Source organism: Pedobacter sp. P26 (genome assembly GCF_050632135.1).
GTDB lineage: Bacteria > Bacteroidota > Bacteroidia > Sphingobacteriales > Sphingobacteriaceae > Pedobacter.
In genome coordinates this window covers 1,606,928-1,633,343 of record NZ_CP192574.1, presented here as the reverse complement: position 1 = coordinate 1,633,343, position 26,416 = coordinate 1,606,928, and the positions used below count along the sequence as shown (strand labels likewise).

The window sequence follows — 26,416 nt, the reverse complement described above, 5'->3', positions numbered from 1 at the left end:
TACGGCTTTGGTAAACCTAATCAAAGCTAAAGCTCAGACTGCATATTACGAAACATTTCCTATCCAGTTTAGCTTTGTAGATAAACATCCGAATTCCTATGTAAGTTTATTGACTTTAAGTCAAATAGCACGCACCAGTAAATATCTGCCACGCGTAGCGAAAAGTTTTGCAAAATTATCTATCGAACTTAAGGAAATGCCAGAAGGCAAAAAAATAGCAAAAGATATTTTGGAGGGCAAAAAAATTTCTATAGGCATGATGGCAAAAGACTTTATCCAAAATGATATAAATGGTAATCCGGTCAGACTTTCAACTTATCAGAACAAATATGTCCTTGTCGATTTTTGGGCTTCCTGGTGCCAACCTTGTCGAGAAGAAAATCCAAATGTTTTAGCTGTTTATCATCAGTACAAAGAAAAAAACTTTACGGTCCTCAGCGTATCGATCGACGTATTGGCGAATAAAGCAAACTGGTTAAACGCCATTAAAGAAGATCAGTTACCCTGGATGCAGGTGTCTGATCTTAAAAAAGAAAACGAAGCGGCTAAACTTTATGGCGTTACTTCCATACCATCGAATGTACTTATTGATCCTAGCGGAAGAATAATTGCAAAAGATATCAAGGGAAAAGAACTACGCGATAAAATGGCTGAATTATTAGGTGCTAAGTAATTGTATTGAGACGGGTTAACTGGTTAATTATCTGAATTGGTTAATTGTATATCATGCCCATTAGTTAACCAATTAAACAGTAAGTAGTTTCTCTGTTTGTGGTGACTAATTTTAGAAAAGCAATCTCAGGTTTTCAATTGAAGTCAGTCCTGCTTTCGTTCATACGCCTGCAGGCCTTAAACACAGGCCGGTATCCACATCAATCAGGTTTAATAACTTCAGTTAGTTTTTCATAGTAGGGCTTTTCCTTTCCAAAGCCAGATTGTATGCAACATTTTTCCCTATCCAGCATCCTATCTCACAGTTAAGCAATTAACCAATTTATACAGTTGACCGTTAAGTAGTTTCTCTGTTTGTGATGATTAATTTTAGAAAAGCAATTTCAGCTTTTCAATTAAAGCCAGTCCTGCTTTCGTTCATACGCCTGCAGGCCTTAAACGCAGGCAGGTATCCACATCAATTAGGTTTAATCACCCAAGTCAGTTTTCCATGGGCAGATTTTCCCTCTCTAAAGCCTGATTGTATGCAACATTTTTCCCTACCCAGCGTCTTATATTACAGTTAAGCAATAACCAGTTTCAATAATTAACCGATAAAGTTAAAAATTTGTTAAAATATTTTGATATTACGAATATCTTCGTACATTTGAATACGAAATAATTCGTACAACTTGTAACATATGACTAATCATAACATCAAACCAACAGAAGGTGAAATGGAAATCCTCCAGGTGCTTTGGCAAAAGGGGAATGCAACGGTAAGAGAAGTTCATGAAGCATTAAATAAAAAAGACTCCGGGTATACCACCACCTTAAAACTGATGCAGATTCTGCATGAGAAAGGAATGGTAGAAAGAGATACCAACCAAAAAACACATATTTATAAAGCGCTTGTTAGTCAGGATAAAACTGAAAAGCAATTGGTAAACAAAATGATCGATAACGTATTTAACGGATCGGCAGCGAGGTTGGTGATGCAGGCTTTGGGTAACCACAGTGCAAGTGCAGAAGAAATTGACGAAATAAAAAAATATTTAGATAGCCTGAAGTAAGGCTATTGTTGAAGGTTGAAAGGTGTAGGGTTCAGATCCCTAACAAGCAGTAAAATTTTCGGGTTGTCCCCGCATAAAAAATTAAAACCACCGTTATGGAAACTTTATTACAACAGTTTATCAAAGCTTTTGGCTGGAGTATTTTAAACTCACTCTGGCAAAGCGCCATTATTTATGGCATCCTGTTTATCGTCATGCTCAGCATTCCGAAACTGGCGGCAAAATATAAGCACAACCTTGCTTTTGGTGCGATCATGTTAATGTTTATTGGCTTCAGCTACAATATCATCCACCAGTTAACATTGAATATAAATGATCATGCCCCCGCAATCAGCCCTCAAAACATTCAGGTTTACCAATATTTCAATAACCTGCCACCAAGTTTTAGCAGTAGGGCAGAGCAATATTTTCCTATTGTAGTCATATTTTATGCTATCGGTATTGTGCTTCAGTTATTCGTTATTATTAAAGGCTATGGTCAGCTTTCAAAATTGAAAAAAGAAAGTTTAAGTACCATTCCAGACAGTTGGAAAACTATTTTCGAGCAAGTAACTACCCGCCTTAAAATTAATAAAGTTATCCGGTTCCATCTCTCATCTATTGTTAACGTGCCTTTGGTGATCGGTTATTTGAAACCTGTGGTATTATTTCCACTGGCCCTGGTAAGCCAATTAGATAACGATCAGGTAGAAGCAATATTAATCCATGAGTTATCTCATATCAGAAGAAATGATTTCCTATTGAACCTCATTAAAACAGCCATAGAAACATTATTATTCTATAATCCATTTGTATGGATGGCTGGTAGATTTATACATATTGAACGTGAGCATGCCTGCGATGATCTGGTATTAAAAATTACCGGAAAACCATTGAATTATGCCCACGCCCTGCTTAAACTCGAATTATTAAAAGATAAAAACAGTCCGGCTTATGCACTGGCAGCAACAGGCAAGACACAGAATTTGTATCAACGCATTAAAAGAATAACCAACATGAAAACAAATTATTTAAACGCCAAACAACAAATGGCAGCCTTAACTTTAGGGGTAGCTTGCTTGTTTTCTATTGCCTGGATCAATCCAACAGAAAAGAAAAAAGAAAACAAAATACAACCTAAACAGGAAATTTTAAGCGTACGGTCTGCGAACGGAACCATAAGCCACCTGATCTGTACCGATACTACCAAAAAGCGTAAAATCAAAATTATTACCATTGATGCAAATGGCAACAAAAAAGAGTACAATTCTCTTAAAGAAATGCCTGATAGCCTAAGAAAAGATTTTTACAGGGACGAACTTTTTGGCGGCAATGGAATATACAGGATCAATCTTGACAGTTCATTTAAATTTAGATTAAACGATTCTCTTTTAAATAAAAAACTTTATAAAGAGTATAACTCACCAGAAGCAAAGGCCAAATGGAAAAAATTTGGCGAAGATATGGCCAAACAATACAGCTCACCTGAGGCACAAGCTAAATGGAAAAAATTTGGTGAAGATGTAGCCAAACAATACAGCTCACCAGAAGCACAGGCTAAATGGAAAAAATTTGGCGAAGAGATTGCCAAACAATACAATTCACCAGAAGCACAGGCTAAATGGAAAAAATTCGGCGAAGAGATGCAAAAGAAAATGAATTCTCCGGAGGCTCAGGCAAAATGGAAAAAAATTGGTGAAGATATGAATAAAGAATTCGGTTCGCCAGAAGCCCAAGCCAAATGGAAAAAATTTGGTGAAGATATGGCTGCAAAAATCAACACACCAGAGTTTAGAGCCCAGTTGGATAACATTAGAATGCAGGTATTGAAATCAGGTGATATGGTTAATTTATCAGGCCTAACCAACTTACAATCTGATTCTATATTTAAAGGAAATAGAAACACACTTACCGGCCCAGATGGAACAGTATTCTTTTACAACGACAACAATAACACCAACAGCAAAGTAAAACAGACTGAAGAATATAAAAAGCTGAAAGAAAAATTCGATAGCGAGGTGAAGGAACTGAAAGAGAAAATGGAGAAAAAAGAAAAAATTGATGGTGGCAACAAAAGTTCACAGATCAGTCCTGCTGTAATGCTTTACAACAATAAAAATTTTTCAGATCCAGCTAAAATATTGAAAATCGAGAATGCGGTAGTAACCTATAAAAAAGCTGATTTTAAAATTGCAGATCAGTTGGCATTAAAAAGTTTTCTAAAAACTGATAACCCAATTGCCATTGCAAATAACAACACCATCAGCATTTCGATTAAATAAAACAACACACAACCAAACAGATTAAGGAACAGCGGAGAAAATTCTCCGCTGTTTTTGTTTGATAAATTTCGACTTAATTTAATTTGTACCTTCGCCAGCCTTTAAAATTACTTTATTATGCGCTCCATTAAGTTTAACATCATTGTCCTTTTAACCATTCTGAGTTTAACTACTTTTGCCCAAACAAAAGTGGTTTCTAACTCATATAGCTTTGGTATTATTTTAAAAATCGAAAAATTTGCAGGCAGGGATTTTCGATATTCATTGGAATTAAAATCGACAGATACAGACTCACTGAAAAACATCGTGATTAAAGCCCAACAGGTTATTAACGATGACGAATGGCTTGATGTTAATTTAGCGAAAGACGTGACCAAAGATACCGTGTGGCATTCTTTAAAAATCAGCAGTAAAATAAATCCAAGGGCTAAAGAAATATGGCTGTATGCCAATTTTGAAGGTAATGGGAACTTTTTCGTGGATAATTTAAAGTTCGAAATTAAAACTGAAAGTGGAGATTGGGAAAAGTTTCCTATAAAAAACGCAGATTTTGAAAATAATGAAAATAATCCATTAAAAGATTTTCGAACCAATGCAAATATACCAGACGGTAGCACTATTGGTTTACGAAACAGAACAGATTCAATTGGCGGAAAAGCATTATTGATTAAAACAACAAAAGCTTCAGTGATTTTTAAAACCAACTACGGTGCCAATAAACGCATTGGAAAATATTGCAATATCAATGGAATAAAAATCTATTACGAAACTTACGGTACCGGCGAACCTTTATTATTGTTGCATGGAAATGGACAGTCGATTGTAGATTTTAACAAACAGATACCCGAATTAGCCAGATATTATCGTGTTATTGCCGTTGATACCCGTGCACAGGGAAAGAGTATTGATAATGATTCTTCTAAATTAAGTTACGATATTTTTGCTTCTGACATGAAGGCTCTTTTAGATTCCCTGAACCTTAAAAAGTAAATGTTTTAGGATGGAGTGATGGAGGAAATACAGGATTGATCATGGCCATTAAATATCCAGATTACGTTGGAAAGTTGGTTGTAATGGGTGCGAATCTAAATCCAACAGAAAATGCAGTTGAAAAAAGCATGCTAAATCAATTAAAAAAAGATCTAAAAAAGCTTCAGCAAAAACAAGATACAGAATCAAAGCAAATGACAAGATTGCTTTTGATGTTATCCACAGAACCCAACATCAATGTTGAAGACTTGCATACAATCAGTGCGAAAACATTGGTACTGGCCGGAGAAAAGGATGTAATTAAAGCTGAACATACCAGGCTTATTGCCAGTAACATCAGCGGCTCACAGCTAATTATTTTCAAGAAGCAAACGCACATGGTACCTAACGAAAATCCTCTGCTTTTTAATGAAACTGTACTTAATTTTTTAAAACAGGAAGATGTAAAGAATTAATGAAATTTGTTTCGCTGTTTTTGTTTTATACTGGCCTGTTGAATAAATTTTAATATTTTTGCTTAGCATGCTACAAAAACTTTCTATCCGTAATTACGCATTAATTGATAGTCTTGATATCGAATTCGATAAAGGCTTAAATATCATCACAGGTGAAACCGGTGCTGGTAAATCGATCATACTTGGCGCATTATCGCTAATTTTGGGTCAGCGGGCAGAAAGCAAATACTTTTTTAACCAGGATAAAAAATGTGTTATTGAAGGTAGTTTTGTATTGGCAGACGAAAATCTGAAAGAACTTTTTGAAGAAAATGACCTGGATTTTTTAAACGAAAGCCTTTTACGCAGGGAAATTTCTATCGATGGTAAAACAAGATCGTTCATAAACGATACCCCTGTTAATTTATCTATACTGAAACAGATCGGCGAAAAACTGATCGATATCCACTCGCAGCATGCCACGCAGGAGATCAATGATGCTGATTTTCAATTATTGATTGTTGATTCGCTTGCAAACCACAAATCATTATTGTTCGACTACCGTAGTGGGTTTAAAAAACTCAGACAGGATACTTCCCTGTTAAAAAAATTAATCGCTGAAGCCGACGAAGCCCGTAATAAACAGGATTATGAACAGTTTTTGCTTAACGAACTCGAACAGGCAAAATTACAGGAAGGCGAACAGGAAGAACTGGAACAAGAGTTGGAACGATTAACCCATGCCGAAACCATTAAACGGGCGTTACTTACCACTTCGGGTTTAATTAACGAAAGCGAACCTTCTGCCCTCCAGATTTTAAAAGAAGCTTCGTTACAGTTACAAGGCATAGAAAAATTCGATCCGGCAATTAATGTACTTTACGAACGTTTACGCTCATCAATTATAGAAATAAAAGATATCACCGATGAGGTTTCTGGCATTGAAGAAAATACCATACACAGCGCTGATCGTTTAGAGCTTGTAAATCAGAGACTGGATCTTTTTTATTCACTTCAACAAAAACACAGGTTAGCCAATAATACAGAACTGTTAGCCTTTCAAAAGCAATTGGAAGAGAACCTGAACAAACTCCTATCCTCTGATGAGCATATTGAAAAACTTCAGAAAGAAATCAATCAGCTTAAAAAAGAATTGCATAAACAGGCTAACCAGTTAAGTGCTAACCGAAAAAAAGCAATTAAGGTGGTAGAAGAGCAAACCGGCACCACATTAAAAAAAGTGGGAATGCTTAATGCTAAATTGGTTCTGGATCAAAAAACCATATCAGAACTGAATAAAGACGGACTGGATGAAATCAACCTGCTTTTTACAGCAAATGCTGGCCAGGCCCCTGCACCGGTAAATAAAGTAGCTTCTGGTGGTGAATTATCCCGATTAATGTTGGCCATAAAAGCTTTATTGGCTAAACACACTTCGCTACCCACCATTATTTTCGACGAAATTGATACCGGAATTTCTGGTGAAACCGCGTTAAAAGTTGGAGAAGTAATTGCTGATTTAGGACAGAACATGCAGGTAATTTCAATTACGCACCTGCCGCAGATTGCAGCCAAAGGTATATCACATTACTTCGTTCATAAAAATGAGGATAATGGAAAAACCACTACCGGAATCCGCAAGCTTAAACAGGAAGAACGCATTGGTGTAATTGCCGAAATGTTAAGCGGAAAAAATCCAGGGGCATCAGCCATCGAAAATGCGCGGGAGTTGCTCGCCTAATTCTGACATTACGTCATCTCGAGCGGAGTGCAACGTAGTCGAGAGATCTATCTAGGCAGATCTCTCCATTCCACTGCGTTTCAGTCCAGATGACGACTTTTCTTATGGATTTGTTAATGGTAGGGAAATGTTGTTGTGCTGTCAGATGTTCCTATCTGAAAGCTAAAAAGAAAAGCACTAATAATTTTACATCATGATTTAGACATAAACTAACAAATTAGTTTATATTTAATGAATGAAATCTTTTATACTTTTACTTTCATTTTTAGCCATTGGTAACTTTTGTCTTGCTCAACAAAGTTATGTCCTTTCGGGTATAATTAAAGATAAACGCGGCGAGGCTTTACCTGGAGCTGGCGTATATGTAAGTGGCTATAAAATTGCTACGACAACAGATAATAATGGCCAATACACCCTTCCCTTAAAACCAGGAAACTACGATATTTTAGTACAATTAATTGGCTACAAAGCGTTAAATAAAAACGTAGTGATTGCTGATAAAGCTGTAAAACTTGATCTTACCCTTGAAGAAAGTGTAACTCAATTGGCAGAAGTAACCATTAAACCCGATCCGAACAGAGAACATTATATTGGCATGTTTAAGGACTATTTTATTGGAACCACGCCTAATGCAGAACAGTGTAAGCTTATCAATCCTAAAGTATTGATTATCGATTACGATAAAGAGGAACATAAACTCACCGTAAAAACCACCGAATTTCTGATTGTCGAAAACAAGGCGCTTGGATACCGCATTAAATACCTTTTGAATAATTTTGAATACGACAGTAAAACAAGAATCATCTATTATGAAGGTTTTCCTTATTATGAAGACTTAAAAGGATCAGCAAGAAGGAAGAAAATTTGGGATCAAAAACGGATTACCGCTTATCTGGGATCGCCGCAGCATTTTTTCAGATCAATTTATAATGGCAAGGCAACTGAAGAGGGCTTTATCATTAATAAATTAATTACTCAGCCAAATCCTGACAAACCTTCAGATAGTACCATAAATGTCAATATTAAACGTTTAACAAAAGTGCAGGAAGGTTTATTACGCAAACCGATAACCATTAATCATGAAGATTCGCTCAGTTACTGGATCAGAAAGAAAAACCTACCAGGTGGAATTTCTTTTTAAGCCGTGCTCCGGTAATGCAGGATACACTGGTGCATGTAAAAAATCAAAGTATTAAAAGCTTCAATTTTACGGATCAACTTTATGTTATCTACACAAAAGAAAGGGAGAATCCTGCTTACGCTAACCGGATCGGCCTGTCTATTGCCCGACCGTTAGATACGCCCGATTACCAGATTTCTACCATAGCCTTACATGTTGTTCCGGTATATTTTTACGAAAACGGCGCTATTTACAACCCGCGTTCGATGCTTTATTCAGGTTATTGGGGCTGGGAAAAAATTGCTGATAGTGTACCTATGGATTATTTGCCACCAGCCAGTGTAGATGGGAAAAATTGAGAAAATTAAATCCAGCCAAATAAAAGCATGCGTATAATATAGAGAACAAGTATTTTTCCTTTTTTTGAAAAGCAAATGCAGTGCTCTTCGGTTTCAACAGTCCCGCACTTCGTTACAAATCCTCGCCCTCATGCTTTGGGCTGTGGGTTTTCCACTGCGGTCGGGTTTACCTGACAGGACTGGTAATACTATTGAGGGGCTTTAGAACTATTCAGCACCTACCGCTGTTCAATAAACCTGACAGAGCGGGTAGTCCACAGTGAAGCGCAGCGTAACGAGGACTACAAGCGATGGCGGGACCGCTGTAGCCATGAAAAACGGAGCTTTCGTTTTCAAATAAAAAACGACTCTTGTTGTAAACCAGGCTTATTTTAGAGAAATTATCTTCTTAAAGATCCTTCTCTGCGCTCAGGATGACAGCGCTCATGCTTTGGGCTGTGGGTTTTCTACTGCGGTCGGGTTTACCTGACAGGACTGGTAATACTATTGAGGGGCTTTAGAACTATTCCGCACCTACCGCTGTTCAATAAACCCGACAGAGCGGGTAGCCCCACAGTGAAGCGCAGCGTAACGTGGACTACAAGCGATGGCGGGACCGCTGTAGCCATGAAAAACGGAGCTTTCGTTTTCAAATAAAAAACGACTCTTGTTGTAAACCAGGCTTATTTTAGAGAAATTATCTTCTTAAAGATCCTTCTCTGCGCTCAGGATGACAGCGCTCATGCTTTGGGCTGTGGGTTTTCTACTGCGGTCGGGTTTACCTGACAGGACTGGTAATACTATTGAGGGGCTTTAGAACTATTCCGCACCTACCGCTGTTCAATAAACCCGACAGAGCGGGTAGCCCCACAGTGAAGCGCAGCGTAACGAGGACTACAAGCGATGGCGGGGCTACTGCCGCCATGGAAAACGGAGCTTTCATTTTCAGAAAACAATATTTGCTGTTCACTTAACTTATTTTGATCAAATTCTCTTTTAAAGATCCTTCACTGCGCTCAGGATGACAAATTGTATCAGCCTGGTCTCAGCTTGAAATGATGATTAATTATAAATGTTAAATTTGTTAAAATTCTTTTTCGTTTTTAATAAATATTACGCCTTTTGGTTACATTCGTCTCCATGATTAAAAGCCTTTTAGTAGCCCTTACGCTGATTATTCTGGGTACTAATGCCATTGCTCAAAACACTTTCTCAATTAGTGGTTTGGTTAGGGATCAAAAAGATGGATTACCAGGTGCAAGTATCTACTTGAGTGGTTATAAAATTGCTACTGTTGCTGATAATGACGGAAGATTTAAACTCTCCAACCTAAAGCCGGGCAGTTACGATTTACTCGTTCAACTGGTTGGTTACCTCCCCTATTCTAAAAGTGTAATCATCTCGGATAAATCGGTCCAGGTAGAGCTTGTTTTAAAAGAAAATGTTGCCCAGCTTGATGAAGTGGTGATCAGGGCTGACCCTAACCGCCAGAAATATATTAACCAGTTTAAAGAATTTTTTATTGGCAAAACGCCAAATGCAACTCAATGCAAAATCTTAAATCCTCAGGTTTTAAATGTAGATTATGATGTAACCAAAAGTACCCTCAGCGTTTCTACAACCGAATTTTTGGTGGTCGAAAATAAAGCTTTGGGCTACCGCCTTAAATACATGCTCGATCATTTCGAATACAATTCGCGAACCCACATTATTTATTATTCTGGTCATCCGTTTTTTGAAGAATTAAAAGCTTCAGCAGCTAAAAAGAAAAAATATATTGCCGCCCGTGAAGTGGCCTATTATGGTTCTTCGCAACATTTTTTCCGTTCGCTTTATGCCAATAAAACAAAGGAAGAAGGTTTTATCATCAATAAAATGATCAAAATCCCCAACCCTAATCGTTATCCGCAATACATCATCAATACCAATTTAGAAAAGATTAAGGCCGTCCCCGAAAAAACCGGCATCAGGCAAACCAAAGGAAAAATAGATACAGCGTTGCTTGCCTTTTGGACCAAGCAACAGGAAATGCCGAAAACCATCGATAAATTTTCGCGAGCGGATGTGCTTACAGATACTTTAGTGCATTACTTTAACCAGAATTTAAAATACCTAAGTTATACTGATGCCTTGCTGATTCAATATACCAAAGAGAAAGAATCGCTGGCTTATTCTAAAACCGGTTTCTGGATTTTCAGGCCTTTAGATGTCCCCGAAAATGAAATCTCCGTTGCCAATTTAACCGGCGAAGGTGTACGTTTTTACGAAAATGGTGGCATTTATGATTCGCGCTCGCTCCTTTTCGAAGGCTATTGGGCTTATGAAAAAGTAGCAGATATGGTGCCGATGGATTATGTACCGCTTCCGAAGAAGGAATGATGGATGATTTGAGATGGAAAATGTAAGATGTATGATGGGATCTAAAACTAAAATTGTTGAAAAGTAACCATTATTGATACTTAAAATTACTAAAAATATTAGTAATTTTAAATTATGATTGGCGAAGAAGAAAAACAGTATTTTAAAGGACGGGGTGCTCAGGTTAATCCACACAATAAGTTTTTAAAAGATGTTTACATCAAGGAACATCATGAAGGCATAGATGATTGGGAAGAAAGCGACCGCAAAACATCCTTTATTTTCGAAAATTCAAAAACCATCGTAAACAAGGTTGACAGTCCGGATGTGGGCATGGCCTACTCGCTTAATCCCTATCAGGGATGTGAGCATGGCTGTACCTATTGTTATGCCCGCAACTCTCACCAATATTGGGGTTATAGTGCAGGTATCGAGTTTGAAAGAAAAATAATTGTAAAAAAAGACGCACCTGAACTGTTTAAAAAGTTTTTGGGAAAAAAGGTTGGGATGCAACCACCATTTCACTTTCGGGTAATACCGATTGCTATCAACCTGCGGAAAGGAAATTTAAACTCACCCGCCAATTACTCGAAATCGCGCTGGCATACAAGCAGCCCATCGGCATGATTACTAAAAATTCTTTGATCCTCCGCGATCAGGATATTTTACAGGAAATGGCCAAGCTAAACCTCTGTATGGTTTATGTTTCCATCAATAGTTTAAATGAAGATCTGCGCCAGGTGATGGAACCGCGTACCACTACAGCAAAACAACGCTTAAGAGTGGTGGAGGAATTAAGCAAAGCCGGTATACCTATGGGGGTGATGGTCGCTCCTCTCGTTCCCGGTTTAAGCGATCATGAAATTCCGAAAATTTTAAAAGCTGTAGCCAATGCCGGTGCCATTAAAGCAGGTTATACTGTAGTTCGGTTAAACGGAGCGATAGGACAGATATTTGAAGATTGGCTGCGCAAAAACTTTCCTGACCGTTTCGAGAAAGTCTGGCATTCGATTCAGAGTTGCCACGGCGGTAATGTAAACGACAGCCGTTTTGGCGACCGAATGCGTGGCGATGGCAATATCTCGCAGATGATCAGGGATAATTTCAGGCTGCACTGCCGTTTGAACGGCTTAAATGTAAAGGATATTATTTTAGACCACACTTTGTTCAAAATCCCAAGTAATCAGGTGAGTCTGTTTTAACATTTGGGGAGAAAAATCCCTAGCGCTCCGTGGCCGTGGTTTTATCATCACGGCTATCTCAAATTAGTTGATCACAATTTGTAATTCTACCGCGTTGACACATCTTTTTTAAGAATACTTTAGCATCATGCTAGGCTGCTTAAAAGAAGTATAGGCTGTACCGAAGAACGTCGTCAATCCCAAGAGCCAGGAAAATTAAAAAACAGGTACAGTTCAGGTAAATTGGCAGTAACAAACCTGAAACGCAGTAGTTTTGTGTTCATAAGCGATGATTTAATAGTTAAAAAATATTGAACACAAAATGAAGTGCCGCTGTTTTTTGATGTGCATGGGATTTGTGCAAAAGGCTCATTGCTGGATCCGATAGCCATCGGATGACAAAGCGCTTTGGGTACTTTGGCGCTCCAAAATGCGCAGCATTCTTGAACGCCGCTAAAAACAATATTAACCGTGAAAAACTACCATGCCCCACGGCATAGAGCGAAAAACTACAGTTAACAGTCGTTACCGATTTGCAATAGGGATTTTTGAGCTTCGGGTTTGTGATCTGCCTTAATTAATTTGTAATCCAGCTTGATAAAACTTAGTTTTAACACCATGAACATTGCATTAGTAACCTATCTGGATAAAGGAGCTTATGATAGCACTACCGTTGAAAGCGAGGATGATAAACTCTTAAATTTCCTTAAAGAAAAAGGACTGAATATTGAAAAAGTAATCTGGAACGATCGGGATATAAACTGGGAAGATTATTCGCTTGCCATTTTAAAATCTCCATGGGATTATTTTGACCTGATTGAAGAATTTTACCATTGGCTTGATCACCTGGAAGAAAAAAGGTAAAATTGCTTAACCCCATTGATGTTGTGCGATGGAATGCAAACAAACAATATCTGCGAGAAATTGAAGCAGCAGGATTAAAAATCACACCTGGTTTCTTCATTCAAAATCAAGAAAGCGTAGATCTTAACTATTTTTTTGAGAAATTCAATACCAATAAGTTAATTGTAAAACCTTGTATAAGTGGTGGCGCAAAAAATACATTTAAGGTAACTGCAGATAATGTAGCCGAGATAAATCAAAAAATAAATCTCCTTATTCAGGATGAAGATTTTATCATTCAGCCTTTCCTCCCAGAGATCCTGGAAAGCGGTGAATGGTCGTTTATTTTTTTAATGGCGTGTATAGTCATTCTTTAATCAAGCAGGCTAAACCTGGCGATTTCAAGGTGCAACCGGCACATGGCGGATCTGTGCATCCCCAAACACCTGGTGAAGAACTTATTACTACCGCACAGCAATATGTTAATTCATTCGCTAAAAAATGTCTCTATGCCCGTGTTGATGGCACTTTTGTAAATGGAGAATTTTTATTGATGGAGCTGGAGCTGATTGAGCCATTTTTGTTCTTAAATACCGATCCTCAAAATTATGAGCGGTATTATCAGGCATTACTGGAGTTGATGTAAAGTGTAAAGGTTAAGCGTTTTCGTCATTCTCGCGCATGCGGGAATCTTAAAGCGCATTAAGATTCCCACCTGCGTGGGAATGACGCCTCTTTTAGTATCTGCTACCGAATCAAGGCGACAATCGCTAGGATTTATTTTATTTCTCTGCAAAAACCTAGGCCCAATATTTATAATTTTTGGCCGCACCCATTTCGAAATAAGTATATAAAACAAAAAAACTCCCGATTTTCATCGGGAGTTTCTTATTTATTTACTCGAAGAATCTTCTTCTTGTTTCGGTTCTTCTTTTTTCTTCTCACCCTTTTTGTGGTTGATCGAAATCAGTTCGGTAGTTTTATCGTAATCAATTTCTAAAACATCTCCTTCTGTTAATTCGCCTTTAAGAATCTCTTCAGCAATCGGATCTTCTAAATATTTCTGAATCGCTCTTTTTAACGGACGTGCTCCAAAATTACTATCGAAACCTTTATCTGCAATGTATTCTTTAGCGTTGTCAGTTAATGCAATTTCATAACCAAGTATATGCACGCGGCCGAATAATGCTTTTAACTCGATATCGATGATCCTGAAAATTTCTTCTTTACCTAAGCTATTGAATACCACTACATCATCAACACGGTTTAAGAACTCCGGCGCAAAAGCACGTTTTAATGCACTTTCGATTACACCACGACTGTGAGAATCGGCCTGGTTTGTTTTTGCGGAAGTAGAGAAACCCACACCTTGACCAAAATCCTTAAGTTGACGGGCACCAATATTAGAAGTCATGATGATGATTGTATTCCTAAAATCAACTTTACGTCCTAAACTATCAGTTAGCTGTCCTTCATCCAAAACCTGTAATAAGATATTAAATACGTCTGGGTGTGCTTTTTCAATCTCATCCAGTAAAATAACTGCATAAGGTTTTCTTCTAACTTTTTCGGTTAATTGTCCACCCTCTTCGTAACCTACGTATCCTGGAGGCGCCCCTACTAAACGTGATACTGCAAATTTCTCCATATACTCACTCATGTCGATCTGGATCAGAGAATCATCACTATCGAACATGAAACGGGCCAGTTCTTTAGCCAATTCGGTTTTACCTACTCCAGTTGGACCTAAGAAAATAAATGAACCGATCGGTTTTTTAGGGTCTTTTAATCCAGCTCTTGTACGTTGGATCGCTTTGGTCAATTTCTTGATCGCATCATCCTGACCGATAATTTTCTCAGCCACTTTATCGTACATGTTCAACAGTTTTGCACTGTCCGTTTGCCCTACACGCTGTACCGGAATCCCCGTCATCATCGAAACCACTTCGGCTACATTATCTTCTGATACTTCGTAGCGCTTGGTTTTGGTTTCCGCTTCCCACTCCGCTTTAGCTTTATCCAATTCTTCAATTAAATTTTTCTCTGTATCGCGCAGTTTTGCAGCTTCTTCATACTTCTGGCTACGTACAACCTTGTTTTTTTCTAATTTGATATCTTCAATTTTAGCTTCGATATCAATAATATTCTGCGGAACGTGGATGTTGGTTAAGTGAACACGCGAACCTGCCTCATCTAAAGCATCAATGGCTTTATCTGGCAAGAAACGATCTGAAATATAGCGCGATGTTAAAGTAACACAAGCTAAAATAGCTTCGTCGGTATACGTTACACCATGGTGTTCTTCGTATTTATCTTTAATACGGGTTAAAATCTCCACAGTTTCATCCGGTGTAGCAGGCTCAACCATCACTTTTTGAAAACGACGGTCTAAAGCACCATCTTTTTCAATGTACTGACGGTATTCGTCTAATGTTGTAGCACCGATACATTGAATTTCTCCCCTTGCCAAAGCAGGTTTGAACATATTCGATGCATCTAAAGAACCTGATGCACCACCAGCACCAACAATGGTGTGGATCTCATCAATAAACAGAATTACATCTGTAGATTTTTCAAGCTCGTTCATCACCGCTTTCATACGCTCTTCGAACTGGCCACGGTATTTTGTACCGGCCACCAGCGATGCCAAATCTAACGTAACCACACGTTTGCCAAAAAGCACACGCGAAACTTTACGTTGTACAATGCGTAAGGCCAAACCTTCAGCAATTGCCGATTTACCAACACCTGGCTCTCCAATCAAAATCGGGTTATTCTTTTTTCTACGGGATAAAATCTGCGATACGCGTTCAATTTCTTTCTCGCGACCTACAATTGGGTCTAGACGACCTTCTTCTGCAGCTTTTGTCAAATCCCGACCGAAATTATCCAGAACAGGGGTCTTAGATTTTATATCTGAAACCTTTTTAGGTGTACTAAAGCTTTCCTCTTCGCGATAATCATCATCGCCTCCTGTAGAAGCGCTATTTGAGATATCATCTCTGAAACCATTTTTATTCACTTCTACCTCCTGTTTAAAAACATCGTAAGTAACGCCATACTGCAATAAGATTTGTGAGGCGATATTATCATCATCTCTCAAAACCGATAACAGCAGATGTTCGGTACCAATTAAATCGCTCTTAAATATTTTAGCTTCTAAGTAAGTAATTTTTAAAACTTTTTCTGCCTGTTTTGTTAATGGAATATTGCCTAAGTTTACTGTAACACTCGAAGTACCGCGAACGGCATCTTCAATTGAGCGGCGCAATTTACCTGTATCAACCCCTAACGATCGTAAAATTTTTATAGCCATGCCATCGCCTTCGCGGATGAGGCCCAATAATAAATGCTCGGTTCCGATGTAATCGTGCCCTAAGCGGAGCGCTTCCTCCCTACTAAAAGAGATTACATCTTTAACCTGTGGTGAAAATTTTGCTTCCATAATACCTTTCTTAACAGCTACGTCCCTAAACTATAAATAACTTTATAAAAATGAACGTGCTGTTTTCTTTATTTTATCAACAATTGCGCCATACGGGTGGATAAAGAGGCTTTTGAATGCCTGAGAACCCAAAATTCAATGTAAGATTATTGTTTCGATAAATATTATTTTATTTATATCTATCTACGTAATAAGTGTTCTAAAGGTTTTAAAGGGACATTTGCCAAAAACATCCGGTAACAAACATCTTATTGTCGGTTTATTGTAAGGATTTTTCAGCCATTAAAAACTGACAATTTGTATCTTTTTACTTAGGCAATTTACAAGTTTTGACAGAAAAACAAAAAGAACATGACATCATTTAACAATTTTATCAGATAGAAATTAACAAATTCGTCAAATCCAGTCTAATAATATATAATAACCTTAATAAGAAATTAACCGTAAATAAGTTGTTTTTGTTTTTAACATAGTTAAACTAGAGGCTGTTTAAATTTTTATAACAAATATAAATAGCCTTTTGCTATCACAAGAGCGTAGTCTATTACCTTTATTAATACGTTGAGATGGTCTTCGGCTACGCTCAGACCGAAATAACCAATAATTTTATATTAAACAGGTTCTAAAGGGATTGATTAAAATTAAAATGGCCACAGTTAATGCTGCAGCCATTTTAACTTAATGTCATTATTTAACTACTAAAATACTGCTGTACCAATATAATGGTCAGCATTTTTTGTTTTTAATTAAATTAAGCAAAAAGTATATTCAATAGTTATCTGTCCAGATATTCATTAAAGCTACCAATTGATACCGAGGTTAATCTCAAAGTTTCCTGCCGTGTAACCACTTAAATTACCAGTTTGTGTGGTATACGCGGCATTAATCATATATTTTTTCTTATAATGCAACCCAACACCAAAACTTGCAGCCTTACTGGTATGATACATGGCTGTAAATAATAACTGTTGATTGGCAACTCCAAGTTGTCCGCCGATATCAACAATATCAGCGATTCCCGTAAAAGAACGGTAAGCTACTTTAGGTTGAAACAAGCTTTCTCCAATATCAATTCTGTAACCTGCAGATGCATATACAGCAGGGGTATTAATTAGTTTTAAGTTGTCTCTATTAAAATAATTTTTAAGGTTCACTAATGCAAAATCTGCATTAAAGCGCTTTGAGGTTAGTCCAACTCCAAAATCACCGTCGAAATACGTCCTGTGGTCGCTGTTATAGGTGCCAACCTGTGGGTCATTTGGATTTCCTATAAGGTCTTGCATATCCACCCGCTGATTCATAAAACCAGCAGACAAACCAAAATGCAATTTTGCAGATTCATTAAGCGGAAGATGATAGGCATAACTTGCCAGAATTCTCGTTTGCCTTTGTAAACCGGCTTTATCCAGATTCATGTTTAATCCTACCCCTACTCTTTCCCATCCGTAAGTGGCACTCAGGTTTTGTACCATAGGTGCACCGGGAATATTATTCCATTGTGAACGGAAGGTCAGGTCTGCAGTTGCACCTCCTGCCAACCCTGCCATGGCCGGGTTAGCAAGATAAGTGTTGTTAAAATATTGATTTAATAATGGATTAGTCTGAGCTTTTACCTTTGAAACACCGATAAGAGTAGCCAGTATTAATATTATTGTTTTCATCCTTTTCATTTTTCTTAGCGGTTTCTGATAATCGTGATAAATCCTTTTGAACCAATTTATTTGGGCCATAAGTAATGATGTAATAATAAGTTCCTTCCGCAAGATCGTTTCCTCCGATAGTTCCATTCCAGCTGTTATCATACGATTTTTTGCTGTACATTTCCCTGCCGTTGCGATCAAATATCCGAACTTCGTTATTTGGATACATATCAATGTTCTGTACAATCCAGGTATCATTTATACCGTCTCCATTTGGGGTTAAGATATTATTCGCAACCAACTTATAGTCCTCATTTATCTTAATTGTGATCGACGCGGAGCTAACGCAACCGCTGGCATTGGTTACACGAACCGTATAAGTTGTAGTTTGTGCCGGACGAACGCTGAGGGATGCGGTATTCTGTCCGCTGACAATGCCGCTTGCTGTAGACCAGCTATAAGCTGTGCCTCCACTGGCAGTTAATACCGTTGTTTCACCCTTACTAATTTCAGTGCCTTTATTGCTTACAATACTTACCAATGGAACTGCATTGATTGTTAACGTACCGTTTACATATACAAAACTGTAATTGTTTGACACACCACCAGACGGTACCAATACATAATTGCCTGCTACATTTCTATTGGCAGTAGTACTGACAGTTGGTTTTGTGCTCAATGAATTTTCAGTATCACCTGCTTTAAAACCAGTATAAGTTACGCCAAACGTTGGGAAACCGTCTGACTGGCACATTACTGCATTGGTTGCCGTAACAGTAAGTGCAGATTTAGTAATGGTCAGGTTAGCACCAACATAGGTTAAGGTATAATTGCCGTTCAAGGCTAATGTACCCTGGTTGATGGCATAAGTACCCACATTTTCGCCAGGTGATCTGGTCAATGTTCCGCTGAAAGCATCTGTTCCTACCAGTGAAGGAGCAAAAGTATAAGTTAGTGCAGGATCAGCATCGCCGTAGGTTTTGCTTTTTGCTGCCGCTGTTACCGTTACCGTTTTTGCTCCGATCGTTAAATCAGCACCAACATAAGTTAAGCTATAATTGCCGTTCAGGGCTAATGTACCCTGGTTGATGGCATAAGTGCCCACATTTTCGCCAGGTGATCTGGTCAAACTTCCGCTGAAAGCATCTGTGCCCACCAATGCCGGAGCAAAGGTATAAGTCAATGCAGGATCAGCATCGCCATAGGTTTTGCTTTTCGCTGCTGCTGTTACCGTTACCGTTTTTGCACCGATTGTTAAATCAGCACCAACATAAGTTAAGCTATAATTGCTGTTCAAGGCCAGTGTGCCCTGGTTGATCGCATAAGTGCCCACATTTTCGCCAGGTAACCTGGTAAGACTTCCTGTGAAACTGTCACCCGTTACCAATGCCGGAGCAAAGGTATAGGTCAGTGCAGGATCAGCATCACCATAAGTTTTGCTTTTCGCTGCGGCGGTTACCGTAACTGTTTTTGCACCGATTGTTAAATCAGCACCAACATAAGTCAAGGTATAATTGCTGCTTAAAGATAGTGTACCCTGGTTGATGGCATAAGTTCCCACATTCTCGCCAGTTAATCTGGTCAATGTTCCGCTGAAAGTATCTGTCCCTACTAATGAAGGAGCAAAGGTATAAGTCAGTGCAGGATCAGCATCGCCGTAGGTTTTGCTTTTCGCTGCCGCAGTTACCGTTACCGTTTTTGCACCGATCGTTAAATTAGCGCCAACATAGGTTAAGGTATAATTGCTGCTTAAAGCTAGTGTACCCTGGTTAATTGCATAAGTTCCCACATTCTCGCCAGTTAATCTGGTCAATGTTCCGCTGAAACTGTCACCTGTTACCAATGAAGGTGCAGAGGTATAAGTCAATGCAGGATCAGCATCGCCATAAGTTTTGCTTTTCGCTGCCGCAGTTACCGTTACCGTTTTTGCACTGATTGTTAAATCAGCACCAACATAAGTCAAGGTATAATTGCTGTTCAAGGCTAATGTACCCTGGTTGATCGCATAAGTACCCACGTTTTCGCCAGGTGATCTGGTCAATGTTCCGCTGAAACTGTCACCTGTTACCAATGCCGGAGCAAAAGTATAAGTCAGTGCAGGATCAGCATCTCCATAAGTTTTGCTTTTCGCTGCCGCTGTTACCGTTACCGTTTTTGCACTGATTGTTAAATCAGCACCAACATAAGTTAAGGTATAATTGCTGTTCAAGGCTAATGTTCCCTGGTTGATCGCATAGGTACCCACATTTTCGCCAGGTGATCGGGTCAATGTTCCGCTGAAAGCATCTGTGCCCACCAATGCCGGAGCAAAAGTATAAGTCAGTGCAGGATCAGCATCTCCATAAGTTTTGCTTTTCGCTGCCGCTGTTACCGTTACCGTTTTTGCACCGATTGTTAAATCAGCACCAACATAAGTTAAGGTATAATTGCCGTTCAAGGCCAGTGTACCTTGATTGATCGCATAAGTACCTACGTTTTCTCCAGTCAATCTGGTCAAAGTTCCGCTGAAAGTATCTGTTCCTACCAATGCCGGAGCAAAAGTATAAGTCAGTACAGGATCAGCATCTCCATAAGTTTTGCTTTTCGTTGCGGCCGCTACCGTAACTGTTTTTGCTCCGATCGTTAAATCAGCACCAACATAAGTTAAGCTATAATTGCCGTTCAGGGCTAATGTACCTTGGTTGATGGCATAAGTACCCACGTTTTCGCCAGGTGATCTGGTCAATGTTCCGCTGAAAGTATCTGTTCCTACCAATGCCGGAGCAAAGGTATAAGTTAGTACAGGATCGGCATCTCCATAAGTTTTGCTTTTCGCTGTGGCCGTTACCGTAACTGTTTTTGCTCCGATCGTTAAATCAGTACCAACATAGGTTAAGGTATAATTGCTGTTCAAGGCCAATGTACCTTGATTGATCGCATAAGTACCCACGTTCTCGCCAGATAACCTGGTCAAACTTCCGCTGAAACTGTCACCTGTTACCAATGCCGGAGCAAAGGTATAAGTCAGTGCAGGATCAGCATCGCCGTAGGTTTTGCTTTTTGCTGCGGCCGTTACCGTAACTGTTTTTGCTCCGATTGTTAAATCAGCACCAACATAGGTTAAGGTATAATTGCTGTTCAAGGCCAATGTACCTTGATTGATCGCATAAGTACCCACGTTCTCGCCAGATAACCTGGTCAAACTTCCGCTGAAACTGTCACCTGTTAACAATGCCGGAGCAAAGGTATAAGTCAGTGCAGGATCAGCATCGCCGTAGGTTTTGCTTTTTGCTGCGGCCGTTACCGTAACTGTTTTTGCTCCGATTGTTAAATCAGCACCAACATAAGTCAAGGTATAATTGCTGTTCAAGGCTAATGTACCCTGGTTGATGGCATAAGTTCCTACATTCTCGCCAGGTAACCTGGTCAGACTTCCGCTAAAACTGTCACCCGTTACCAATGCCGGAGCAAAGGTATAAGTCAGTGCAGGATCAGCATCTCCATAAGTTTTGCTTTTCACTGCCGCTGTTACCGTAACTGTTTTTGCACTGATTGTTAAATCAGCACCAACATAGGTTAAGCTATAATTGCTGCTTAGAGCTAGTGTACCCTGGTTGATGGCATAAGTTCCCACATTCTCGCCAGGTAATCTGGTCAATGTTCCGCTGAAACTGTCACCTGTTACCAATGCCGGAGCAAAGGTATAAGTCAGTGCAGGATCAGCATCTCCATAAGTTTTGCTTTTCGCTGCCGCTGTTACCGTTACCGTTTTTGCTCCGATCGTTAAATCAGCACCAACATAAGCTAAGGTATAATTGCCGTTCAAGGCCAGTGTGCCCTGGTTGATGGCATACGTACCTACATTTTCTCCAGGTGATCTGGTCAGACTTCCGCTGAAACTGTCACCTGTTACCAATGCCGGAGCAAAAGTATAAGTTAGTGCAGGATCAGCATCTCCATAAGTTTTGCTTTTCGCTGCCGCTGTTACCGTTACCGTTTTTGCACTGATTGTTAAATCAGCACCAACATAAGTTAAGGTATAATTGCCGTTCAAGGCCAGTGTACCTTGATTGATCGCATAAGTACCTACGTTTTCTCCAGGCAATCTGGTCAAAGTTCCGCTGAAAGTATCTGTTCCTACCAATGCCGGAGCAAAAATATAAGTCAGTGCAGGATCAGCATCTCCATAAGTTTTGCTTTTCGCTGCCGCTGTTACCGTAACTGTTTTTGCACTGATTGTTAAATCAGCACCAACATAGGTTAAGCTATAATTGCTGCTTAGAGCTAGTGTACCCTGGTTGATGGCATAAGTTCCCACATTCTCGCCAGGTGATCTGGTCAATATTCCGCTGAAAGTATCTGTTCCTACCAATGCCGGAGCAAAGGTATAAGTCAGTACAGGATCGGCATCTCCATAAGTTTTGCTTTTCGCTGCGGCCGTTACCGTAACTGTTTTTGCTCCGATCGTTAAATCAGTACCAATATAAGTTAAGGTATAATTGCCGTTCAAGGCTAGTGTACCTTGGTTGATGGCATAAGTACCCACATTTTCGCCAGGTGATCTGGTCAATGTTCCGCTGAAACTATCACCTGTTACCAATGCCGGAGCAAAGGTATAAGTCAGTGCAGGATCAGCATCACCATAAGTTTTGCTTTTCACTGCCGCTGTTACCGTAACTGTTTTTGCACTGATTGTTAAATCAGCACCAACATAGGTTAAGCTATAATTGCTGCTTAGAGCTAGTGTACCCTGGTTGATGGCATAAGTTCCCACATTCTCGCCAGGTAATCTGGTCAATGTTCCGCTGAAAGCATCTGTTCCTACCAATGCCGGAGCAAAAATATAAGTCAGTGCAGGATCAGCATCTCCATAAGTTTTGCTTTTCGCTGCCGCTGTTACCGTAACTGTTTTTGCACTGATTGTTAAATCAGCACCAACATAGGTTAAGCTATAATTGCTGCTTAGAGCTAGTGTACCCTGGTTGATGGCATAAGTTCCCACATTCTCGCCAGGTAATCTGGTCAATGTTCCGCTGAAAGCATCTGTTCCTACCAGTGAAGGAGCAAAGGTATAAGTCAGTGCAGGATCAGCATCACCATAAGTTTTGCTTTTCGCTGCCGCGGTTACCATAATGGTTTTCTTGTCTACTGTTAACGCCTGCTGCACATCTGTCGCTGCACTATGTGTTGCATCTCCTGCCTGACTGGCAGTAATTGTTGATGTACCTACAGCAATGATGTGGATTTTACCATTCACAATGGTTGCCACATTGGTATTGCTACTGGTATATGTAACCGGAATGCCTGAATTATCACTTGTAGCTCCCGGGTCAAAATCTGCATCGCCATAAATTTTTGTTGGCAATGTATTGAATGTAATGGTTTGGGAAGTGTTTGGAGTTCCATCGACCAGTACACCGGCGGTACTGCCCACATTGTTTAAAGTTGTATTTGCATTATTACCTACTGCGTCTCTGATAGTAGCTCCATTAATATTTAACCCTCCTAAAGCAATACCATCCAAATCTCTATCGGTGCTCGCAACTGTATATCGATATGAAAGTGAAGAGGTACCGCTTCCCGAAATATAATTTGCACGTACGGTGCCACCTGTATTTAGAGTGACAGCTATATATGGTATACCACCTGTGACGTCAACTGTAACAGCTTCCGAAAAATTAACTGTAAAATCAAGATTTTGAGCATTAGTGTAAGTACCATTAGCTGGAACAGCTACCGATGAAACTGATGGTGTAGTTTTATCAATGTTATAGGTTTCTCCTATATAGGGTAATGTTGTACCCACACCAGGAGAAATACCTGCTGAATTAGCCAGATTTAAAGTGATCGTTCCGGAGCCTGTGCCTGTGTTCAAAGTAACTGTATAAGTAGTGCCTGAGCCCGAAACGGATGATACACCGGCACTGGTAATACCAGCCGTGGTTACAGAGAAATTAAAAGTGTTAATACCGGTTACCGCTTTATCAAAAGTAATGGTATAACTTATCGAAGTGGAATTAGTTGGATTTGAAGCCGCACGAACAATTGATATCACCGAAACCTGATTAGTTACAGTTAATGTTTTAGTAGCGGCATTACTATTATTTGGCCCATCACTCACGATAAAGGAGATAGTCCTGCTTGTTGTATTAGGTGAACTTGCTGTGTTATTGTAAGTAACTGCCCTCAAAGCCGATTGCCATTGCGCTAATGTAGCGGTAGCACCAGCCGAAGTTAACGTTAATGTACCGCTTCCGGCGGTATAGCTGCCCATAATATTTCCATAAATAGCACTGCCGGTATTGGTAAAAGCTAAAACATCCTGTGCAGTTTGAAAATTTCCTGTAATTGTTACTGTTGCACTGGCGAGCGTAGTATTATCCGTGTCAGAAATCGTTAACCCATTATCTACAACAATTTGTGACCCTAAAAATGAAGTGATTCCTCCTGATGTGGTAACTACAGGCGCCTGGTTAGCAGCAAATACTGTAAAAGTATTGCTGTTGCTGGCTATACTTACATTACCAGCGGCATCAGTTGCCGTTGCTTCTACGCTATGTGAAGCATAAGTGAGTGCCGGCGATTGTACTTTACTCCAGTTACCACTCCCATCAGTTGTAGTAGTACCTATAGATGTATTATCTACGTATACTGTAACGATACTGTTTAGTTCGGCTGTGCCTGTATAGGTTGGGGTCGTAGAACTAGTGCTTGATGAATTTGCAGGCGCAACAACAACCGGTGTAGCCGGTGCCTGATTATCAACAGTAGCATTGGTACCATCAGTTGTGGTGGTATTGTTTCCGGCATTGTCCGTAGCGGTTACTGCCAAATTTCTATTGATTACACGATTGATATTACCAGCCGTAATGGTATAGAAAGCAGTCCAGGTACCACTGCTGTTCGCGGCAGCAACGGCGTTTCCGCCGCCAAACTGGCTGAAATCAACAGTAACGGTCGAGATGACATCCGTATTATTATCGCCTCCTCCAGTATTGTTCCAGGTAGCTGCTACCAGATCACCAATCTTAAAAACGCCACCTGTTCCGCTAGCGCCGCTGATGCTGATCCTCGCATCGGTAACTGTTGGTGCCTGGTTATCCACGGTAGCATTAGCGTCATCGGCCGTAGTTGTAGGCCCGACTGAATTTGTTGCGGTTATTGAAATATTTCTGCCTGTGGCATCAATAGCACCGGGTGTGATCGTATAAGTGGCTGTCCAAGTGCCGCTACTGTTGGTAGCTGAAACTGCAGCACCGCCTCCAAACTGACTAAAGTCAACAGTTACTGCTGTGATACCTGAATTGTTATCTCCGCTGGCTGTATTGTCCCAGGTTGCGGTTGCAACATCTCCTATCTTGAATGCACCACCTGTGCCACTTGCGCCGCTAATGCTGATCTTGGCGGCAGTGACTGTTGGCGCTGTTGAGCTGCCCAGGTTAAATTGTTTTATATTAGTAGAGCCAAAGCCCAGACTAAAGTTATACGCTGTGCCAGATGTAGACGGATTAACCCAGTTAGCCGTATTGGTAATATCCGCTAAAATTGTAGCTTTTGACCCACTTGATAAGCTAGGATTATATTTTTCATTGGGATAACGTGAATTAGCTGTATTCGTAAAAAAGGCAGTAGAATAAGTTGTACCTAGGTCAGATGGCAATTCGCTATAAGCCTGAAGTTGATTAACGGGCTCAGCACTGGTGGGATTTGTATGCCATCCGTTCGAAACATTAGTAGCATTTAATCTGATATTATTAAACGCAAAGATAAATGAAGGATTGCTTTCACTTCCCTGGTAGATGATTAACTGATCACCCGTTGCAGAAGGCCATGGATTGGCAGAAAGAGTAGTATTGGTCCATGTGCCCGGGAGTATTGAAAAATCTGCAGCTGGAAGCACACTACCATCCCCTTTTAGGCCTGATGCGGTCCTGGTAGCTAAGTCAATCTTGAAGATAATCACTGTACCTGCTGGTATCGTTACTGAAGGCTGCCATTGCAAAGTTCCCTCATTGGTTGTAACAATTGATGGTTGTGGTGTTGTTATTGCACCTACAAAATGTCCTGCAGTTGAGCCATAGGCATTTACCCACCCTCGGTCGGTAATATAAATCACCTCATTCGCAGCAATATTATTAAGCGCCACGACCGCAAAACTACGTATAGTTGTTCCGGCATCTACGTCACTATTCATTCCAATCACCGCAAGATCCCCTTTAGATAAAGCGGCCCTGGCACTTAATACATTGATTAAAAGCACCGGGATAATGAATAAAAAATGAAATACTTTTTTGTAAAATTTTCTCATATAATTACTTTTCTAAATCTTCAATACTTGCGGTAGAAATAAAGGTATAACCGG

15 protein-coding genes and 1 pseudogene are annotated in these 26,416 nt (G+C 39.7%); 13 read left to right on the top strand and 3 right to left on the bottom strand.

Annotated elements, in window-relative coordinates; genetic code table 11:
* Positions 1-7: 7 nt before the first annotated feature.
* The 13 genes and pseudogenes from ACQ86H_RS07615 (at position 8) to ACQ86H_RS07555 (ending at position 13,636) form a co-directional block, all read left to right on the top strand.
* Entirely contained in the window at positions 8-673 is a 666-nt protein-coding gene (locus ACQ86H_RS07615) for a peroxiredoxin family protein (RefSeq protein ID WP_431294345.1), read from the top strand.
* A 679-nt stretch (positions 674-1,352) separates the two neighbouring features.
* A complete protein-coding gene (locus ACQ86H_RS07610) occupies positions 1,353-1,724 on the top strand; it encodes a BlaI/MecI/CopY family transcriptional regulator (RefSeq protein WP_121281962.1) in 372 nt (123 codons plus the stop codon).
* A gap of 95 nt (positions 1,725-1,819) precedes the next feature.
* Positions 1,820-3,985, top strand: coding sequence for a M56 family metallopeptidase (locus ACQ86H_RS07605; protein WP_431294344.1), 2,166 nt, complete (start codon positions 1,820-1,822; stop codon positions 3,983-3,985).
* A 117-nt stretch (positions 3,986-4,102) separates the two neighbouring features.
* Positions 4,103-5,430 (top strand): annotated as a pseudogene (locus ACQ86H_RS07600) (alpha/beta fold hydrolase).
* A 67-nt stretch (positions 5,431-5,497) separates the two neighbouring features.
* Positions 5,498-7,150: a DNA repair protein RecN gene (gene recN / locus ACQ86H_RS07595; RefSeq protein ID WP_431294343.1), complete on the top strand. Its 1,653-nt coding sequence runs from the start codon at positions 5,498-5,500 to the stop codon at positions 7,148-7,150.
* Positions 7,151-7,385: 235 nt separating this feature from the next.
* Positions 7,386-8,291, top strand: a complete 906-nt coding sequence (locus ACQ86H_RS07590) for a carboxypeptidase-like regulatory domain-containing protein (RefSeq protein ID WP_431294342.1) — start codon at positions 7,386-7,388, stop codon at positions 8,289-8,291.
* 14 nt (positions 8,292-8,305) lie between these two features.
* Positions 8,306-8,629: a hypothetical protein gene (locus ACQ86H_RS07585; protein WP_431294341.1), complete on the top strand. Its 324-nt coding sequence runs from the start codon at positions 8,306-8,308 to the stop codon at positions 8,627-8,629.
* 1,119 nt (positions 8,630-9,748) lie between these two features.
* Positions 9,749-10,987, top strand: a complete 1,239-nt coding sequence (locus ACQ86H_RS07580; RefSeq protein WP_138818006.1) for a carboxypeptidase-like regulatory domain-containing protein — start codon at positions 9,749-9,751, stop codon at positions 10,985-10,987.
* Positions 10,988-11,101: 114 nt separating this feature from the next.
* The gene (locus ACQ86H_RS07575; RefSeq protein WP_431294340.1) at positions 11,102-11,593 is read left to right on the top strand and encodes a hypothetical protein; all 492 of its coding nucleotides are present in this window, start codon (positions 11,102-11,104) and stop codon (positions 11,591-11,593) included.
* The gene (locus ACQ86H_RS07570) at positions 11,485-12,168 is read left to right on the top strand and encodes a radical SAM protein (RefSeq protein WP_431295358.1); all 684 of its coding nucleotides are present in this window, start codon (positions 11,485-11,487) and stop codon (positions 12,166-12,168) included. Before ACQ86H_RS07575 ends, ACQ86H_RS07570 begins: the two co-directional genes overlap by 109 nt.
* A 597-nt stretch (positions 12,169-12,765) precedes the next feature.
* Positions 12,766-13,011, top strand: a complete 246-nt coding sequence (locus tag ACQ86H_RS07565) for a hypothetical protein (RefSeq protein WP_431294339.1) — start codon at positions 12,766-12,768, stop codon at positions 13,009-13,011.
* A 2-nt stretch (positions 13,012-13,013) separates the two neighbouring features.
* On the top strand, positions 13,014-13,367 hold the full coding sequence (locus ACQ86H_RS07560; RefSeq protein ID WP_431294338.1) for a hypothetical protein: 354 nt from the start codon (positions 13,014-13,016) through the stop codon (positions 13,365-13,367).
* Positions 13,349-13,636 carry a hypothetical protein gene (locus tag ACQ86H_RS07555; protein WP_431294337.1) on the top strand — a complete coding sequence of 96 codons (288 nt, stop codon included), beginning with the start codon at positions 13,349-13,351 and terminating at the stop codon, positions 13,634-13,636. The genes ACQ86H_RS07560 and ACQ86H_RS07555 overlap by 19 nt, the downstream gene beginning before the upstream one ends.
* A 246-nt stretch (positions 13,637-13,882) precedes the next feature.
* Here ACQ86H_RS07555 and ACQ86H_RS07550 read toward each other — a convergent pair whose 3' ends face one another.
* From ACQ86H_RS07550 to ACQ86H_RS07540, 3 genes are all read right to left on the bottom strand, one after another.
* Positions 13,883-16,435, bottom strand: coding sequence for an ATP-dependent Clp protease ATP-binding subunit (locus ACQ86H_RS07550; RefSeq protein WP_431294336.1), 2,553 nt, complete (start codon positions 16,433-16,435; stop codon positions 13,883-13,885).
* 800 nt (positions 16,436-17,235) lie between these two features.
* Complete coding sequence (locus ACQ86H_RS07545; RefSeq protein ID WP_431294335.1) at positions 17,236-18,096, bottom strand: PorP/SprF family type IX secretion system membrane protein; 861 nt, start codon at positions 18,094-18,096, stop codon at positions 17,236-17,238.
* On the bottom strand, positions 18,032-26,362 hold the full coding sequence (locus tag ACQ86H_RS07540; protein WP_431294334.1) for an MBG domain-containing protein: 8,331 nt from the start codon (positions 26,360-26,362) through the stop codon (positions 18,032-18,034). Before ACQ86H_RS07540 ends, ACQ86H_RS07545 begins: the two co-directional genes overlap by 65 nt.
* Between the last annotated feature and the right edge of the window lie 54 nt (positions 26,363-26,416).